Origin of the sequence: Burkholderia sp. MSMB1498, from assembly GCF_001526245.1 — a bacterium.
Classification (GTDB): domain Bacteria; phylum Pseudomonadota; class Gammaproteobacteria; order Burkholderiales; family Burkholderiaceae; genus Burkholderia; species Burkholderia savannae.
The window spans coordinates 1-5,963 of record NZ_LOYJ01000105.1 but is presented as its reverse complement, the minus strand read 5'-3'; the positions used below and the strand labels follow the sequence as shown (position 1 = coordinate 5,963).

General features: G+C 54.0%; 1 protein-coding gene, 2 tRNA genes and 3 rRNA genes. 5 read left to right on the top strand and 1 reads right to left on the bottom strand.

The features are described 5' to 3' along the window. Positions 1-205 (bottom strand): hypothetical protein (locus tag WS91_RS37580; protein WP_231752082.1); only part of this gene is annotated, 205 nt, incomplete at its 3' end. Positions 206-439: 234 nt separating this feature from the next. Here WS91_RS37580 and WS91_RS23910 point away from each other — a divergent pair. The 5 genes from WS91_RS23910 (at position 440) to rrf (ending at position 5,818) form a co-directional block, all read left to right on the top strand. Beyond that, positions 440-1,972 (top strand): 16S ribosomal RNA (locus WS91_RS23910). Between the two features lie 63 nt (positions 1,973-2,035). Then, positions 2,036-2,112, top strand: a tRNA-Ile gene (locus tag WS91_RS23905). Positions 2,113-2,150: 38 nt separating this feature from the next. Then, positions 2,151-2,226: transfer RNA gene (locus WS91_RS23900), tRNA-Ala, on the top strand. Positions 2,227-2,634: 408 nt separating this feature from the next. Then, a 23S ribosomal RNA gene (locus WS91_RS23895) occupies positions 2,635-5,515 on the top strand. Between the two features lie 189 nt (positions 5,516-5,704). Next, positions 5,705-5,818, top strand: a 5S ribosomal RNA gene (gene rrf, locus WS91_RS23890). The 16S, 23S and 5S rRNA genes sit together here with 2 tRNA genes alongside, the layout of an rRNA operon. Positions 5,819-5,963 lie beyond the last annotated feature (145 nt).

The window sequence follows — 5,963 nt, the reverse complement described above, 5'->3', positions numbered from 1 at the left end:
TGCCTACAATCACGCCTCTTTCGCGCCAAGCCGAACGCGGCGCGAGAGGGGAAGCGGGAAGTTCCGATGCCGAGGTGGTACGGTCGAAGCGGTAGCCGACCGGCGGCACGGAAAGGTGATCAGGGCGGAGCGCGACGCGGTAGTAAAAAAGTTGTTGACGCGCTGCGAATAAGTGATCATAATCTCGTTTCTCTGCTGCAGACAACGCAGCGCTGCTGAGAAGGCGGCAGAAAGTAGTGAAGTCTTCTCGCAGATGTGCTCTTTAACAATGAACAGCCGATAAGTGTGGGCGCTTGATGGAAGCGGGCGATCCTTGGATCGCAAGCAAAAGTATCAAGAGTCTCACACTAAAGTAAGTCAGGTTTATGAAGCAATTCATATACCTGTCAGCTTTGAGTGAGCGACCGGTTGGAAACAACCGAAAACAGTAACAGGAATTGAACTGAAGAGTTTGATCCTGGCTCAGATTGAACGCTGGCGGCATGCCTTACACATGCAAGTCGAACGGCAGCACGGGTGCTTGCACCTGGTGGCGAGTGGCGAACGGGTGAGTAAAACATCGGAACATGTCCTGTAGTGGGGGATAGCCCGGCGAAAGCCGGATTAATACCGCATACGATCTACGGATGAAAGCGGGGGACCTTCGGGCCTCGCGCTATAGGGTTGGCCGATGGCTGATTAGCTAGTTGGTGGGGTAAAGGCCTACCAAGGCGACGATCAGTAGCTGGTCTGAGAGGACGACCAGCCACACTGGGACTGAGACACGGCCCAGACTCCTACGGGAGGCAGCAGTGGGGAATTTTGGACAATGGGGGCAACCCTGATCCAGCAATGCCGCGTGTGTGAAGAAGGCCTTCGGGTTGTAAAGCACTTTTGTCCGGAAAGAAAACCTTTGGGCTAATACCCTAGGGGGATGACGGTACCGGAAGAATAAGCACCGGCTAACTACGTGCCAGCAGCCGCGGTAATACGTAGGGTGCGAGCGTTAATCGGAATTACTGGGCGTAAAGCGTGCGCAGGCGGTTTGCTAAGACCGATGTGAAATCCCCGGGCTCAACCTGGGAACTGCATTGGTGACTGGCAGGCTAGAGTATGGCAGAGGGGGGTAGAATTCCACGTGTAGCAGTGAAATGCGTAGAGATGTGGAGGAATACCGATGGCGAAGGCAGCCCCCTGGGCCAATACTGACGCTCATGCACGAAAGCGTGGGGAGCAAACAGGATTAGATACCCTGGTAGTCCACGCCCTAAACGATGTCAACTAGTTGTTGGGGATTCATTTCCTTAGTAACGTAGCTAACGCGTGAAGTTGACCGCCTGGGGAGTACGGTCGCAAGATTAAAACTCAAAGGAATTGACGGGGACCCGCACAAGCGGTGGATGATGTGGATTAATTCGATGCAACGCGAAAAACCTTACCTACCCTTGACATGGTCGGAATCCTGCTGAGAGGCGGGAGTGCTCGAAAGAGAACCGGCGCACAGGTGCTGCATGGCTGTCGTCAGCTCGTGTCGTGAGATGTTGGGTTAAGTCCCGCAACGAGCGCAACCCTTGTCCTTAGTTGCTACGCAAGAGCACTCTAAGGAGACTGCCGGTGACAAACCGGAGGAAGGTGGGGATGACGTCAAGTCCTCATGGCCCTTATGGGTAGGGCTTCACACGTCATACAATGGTCGGAACAGAGGGTCGCCAACCCGCGAGGGGGAGCCAATCCCAGAAAACCGATCGTAGTCCGGATTGCACTCTGCAACTCGAGTGCATGAAGCTGGAATCGCTAGTAATCGCGGATCAGCATGCCGCGGTGAATACGTTCCCGGGTCTTGTACACACCGCCCGTCACACCATGGGAGTGGGTTTTACCAGAAGTGGCTAGTCTAACCGCAAGGAGGACGGTCACCACGGTAGGATTCATGACTGGGGTGAAGTCGTAACAAGGTAGCCGTATCGGAAGGTGCGGCTGGATCACCTCCTTTCTCGAGCTTATTTCCGCGAAGTTGAGCGCTCACGCTTATCGGCTGTAATCAAGACAGACTCAGGGGTCTGTAGCTCAGTCGGTTAGAGCACCGTCTTGATAAGGCGGGGGTCGTTGGTTCGAATCCAACCAGACCCACCAAGTTGTCTGGCGCAGGAAACCTGGGTGAAGTCTCTGTAGGGGGCATAGCTCAGCTGGGAGAGCACCTGCTTTGCAAGCAGGGGGTCGTCGGTTCGATCCCGTCTGCCTCCACCAATTGCGGTGCTCGTTAGTGCTTCAGCGCTTACGAGCATTTCACTCCCGAAGGGAGTCCCAATGGAGAATATTTGATTGGGTTCGAGAGAACGAATCGAGTATTCCCCATTGGCGATTGAGCCAGTCAGAGTGATACGTAGTACGTATCGGCTGTCGTTCTTTAACAATCTGGAAGAAGTAAGTAATTTGGATAGCGGAAGCGTCTAATGAGATGGACGTGGAAACTATCCGGGTTGTGATTGTATCGATGTATCTCAAGATGATTCGGGTCTACTCCCTTCGGGAGTGGGGCCGGCGTAAGCGCTAAAGCGCTAACGCCGGACCGACATCAATTTTGGAATACGGCACAACGCGAGAACTCAACCTGTAGCGACTGTTGCGTCGAAAGATGAGACAGACTCGTTATAGGGTCAAGCGAACAAGTGCATGTGGTGGATGCCTTGGCGATCACAGGCGATGAAGGACGCGGTAGCCTGCGAAAAGCTACGGGGAGCTGGCAAACGAGCTTTGATCCGTAGATGTCCGAATGGGGAAACCCACTCCTTTTGGAGTATCCATGGCTGAATACATAGGTCATGTGAGGCGAACGCGGTGAACTGAAACATCTAAGTAACCGCAGGAAAAGAAATCAACCGAGATTCCCAAAGTAGTGGCGAGCGAAATGGGAAGAGCCTGTACTCTTTATCTGTATTGTTAGTCGAACGCTCTGGAAAGTGCGGCCATAGCAGGTGATAGCCCTGTAGACGAAAACAGTATGGAAGAACTAGGTGTACGACAAGTAGGGCGGGACACGTGAAATCCTGTCTGAAGATGGGGGGACCATCCTCCAAGGCTAAATACTCGTGATCGACCGATAGTGAACCAGTACCGTGAGGGAAAGGCGAAAAGAACCCCGGGAGGGGAGTGAAATAGATCCTGAAACCGCATGCATACAAACAGTCGGAGCCTCGTAAGGGGTGACGGCGTACCTTTTGTATAATGGGTCAGCGACTTACGTTCAGTAGCAAGCTTAACCGAATAGGGCAGGCGTAGCGAAAGCGAGTCCGAATAGGGCGTTCAGTTGCTGGGCGTAGACCCGAAACCAAGTGATCTATCCATGGCCAGGATGAAGGTGCGGTAACACGTACTGGAGGTCCGAACCCACTAACGTTGAAAAGTTAGGGGATGAGCTGTGGATAGGGGTGAAAGGCTAAACAAACTTGGAAATAGCTGGTTCTCTCCGAAAACTATTTAGGTAGTGCCTCGTGTCTCACCTTCGGGGGTAGAGCACTGTCATGGTTGGGGGGTCTATTGCAGATTACCCCGCCATAGCAAACTCCGAATACCGAAGAGTGCAATCACGGGAGACAGACATCGGGTGCTAACGTCCGGTGTCAAGAGGGAAACAACCCAGACCGCCAGCTAAGGTCCCCAAATATGGCTAAGTGGGAAACGAAGTGGGAAGGCTAAAACAGTCAGGAGGTTGGCTTAGAAGCAGCCACCCTTTAAAGAAAGCGTAATAGCTCACTGATCGAGTCGTCCTGCGCGGAAGATGTAACGGGGCTAAGCCATATACCGAAGCTGCGGATGCGTGCTTTGCACGCATGGTAGGAGAGCGTTCCGTAAGCCTGCGAAGGTGCGTTGAAAAGCGTGCTGGAGGTATCGGAAGTGCGAATGCTGACATGAGTAGCGATAAAGGGGGTGAAAGGCCCCCTCGCCGTAAGCCCAAGGTTTCCTACGCAACGTTCATCGGCGTAGGGTGAGTCGGCCCCTAAGGCGAGGCAGAAATGCGTAGCTGATGGGAAGCAGGTCAATATTCCTGCACCATTGTTAAATGCGATGGGGGGACGGATCGCGGAAGGTTGTCCGGGTGTTGGAAGTCCCGGTCGCTGCATTGGAGAAGGCGCTTAGGCAAATCCGGGCGCGGAATTCAAGGGTGTGGCGCGAGCTCCTTAGGGAGCGAAGCAATTGGAAGTGGTTCCAAGAAAAGCCTCTAAGCTTCAGTTTAACGATGACCGTACCGCAAACCGACACAGGTGGGCGAGATGAGTATTCTAAGGCGCTTGAGAGAACTCGGGAGAAGGAACTCGGCAAATTGGTACCGTAACTTCGGGATAAGGTACGCCCTGGTAGCTTGATGCGCCTGCGCGCAAAGGGTGAAGGGGTTGCAATAAACTGGTGGCTGCGACTGTTTAATAAAAACACAGCACTCTGCAAACACGAAAGTGGACGTATAGGGTGTGACGCCTGCCCGGTGCCGGAAGATTAAATGATGGGGTGCAAGCTCTTGATTGAAGTCCCGGTAAACGGCGGCCGTAACTATAACGGTCCTAAGGTAGCGAAATTCCTTGTCGGGTAAGTTCCGACCTGCACGAATGGCGTAACGATGGCCACACTGTCTCCTCCCGAGACTCAGCGAAGTTGAAGTGTTTGTGATGATGCAATCTACCCGCGGCTAGACGGAAAGACCCCATGAACCTTTACTGTAGCTTTGCATTGGACTTTGAACCGATCTGTGTAGGATAGGTGGGAGGCTATGAAACCGGAACGCTAGTTTCGGTGGAGCCGTCCTTGAAATACCACCCTGGTTTGTTTGAGGTTCTAACCTTGGCCCGTGATCCGGGTCGGGGACAGTGCATGGTAGGCAGTTTGACTGGGGCGGTCTCCTCCCAAAGCGTAACGGAGGAGTACGAAGGTACGCTAGGTACGGTCGGAAATCGTGCTGATAGTGCAATGGCATAAGCGTGCTTAACTGCGAGACCGACAAGTCGAGCAGGTGCGAAAGCAGGTCATAGTGATCCGGTGGTTCTGTATGGAAGGGCCATCGCTCAACGGATAAAAGGTACTCTGGGGATAACAGGCTGATACCGCCCAAGAGTTCATATCGACGGCGGTGTTTGGCACCTCGATGTCGGCTCATCTCATCCTGGGGCTGTAGCCGGTCCCAAGGGTATGGCTGTTCGCCATTTAAAGAGGTACGTGAGCTGGGTTTAAAACGTCGTGAGACAGTTTGGTCCCTATCTGCCGTGGGCGTTGGAAGTTTGAAGGGGGCTGCTCCTAGTACGAGAGGACCGGAGTGGACGAACCTCTGGTGTACCGGTTGTGACGCCAGTCGCATCGCCGGGTAGCTATGTTCGGAAGAGATAACCGCTGAAAGCATCTAAGCGGGAAACTCGCCTTAAGATGAGACTTCCCCGGGGACTTGATCCCCTTGAAGGGTCGTTCGAGACCAGGACGTTGATAGGTCGGGTGTGTAAGCGCAGTAATGCGTTCAGCTAACCGATACTAATTGCCCGTAAGGCTTGATCCTATAACAAGTCTGTCTCGGTAGTCGTTGGCGCGTCAGCGCTCACGGATATCGAGTGTCGAGTGCAAGGCGCTCGACGTACTGCGGTTGAAGTACCGCGTATGTGTGAGATACAACCTCACAACCCACCCAAGATTACTGCTTCTTCCCAGATTGGTTCTGTTGGCCGCGCCAGCAGAACAACCCTCTTTGCCTGATGACCATAGCGAGTCGGTCCCACCCCTTCCCATCCCGAACAGGACCGTGAAACGACTCCACGCCGATGATAGTGCGGATTGCCCGTGTGAAAGTAGGTAATCGTCAGGCTCCCCTCTGAAAACCCCCGCCCTCGCCGGCGGGGGTTTTGCTTTTTACGCCTCCGCCAATCCCCTGAACGCCCTCGGCAGGAGCCTCGCGCTCCAGCTCCCGCCTCGACTCCCTTCTCGCTCGAGCGCGGGCGGGCCTCTCGGAC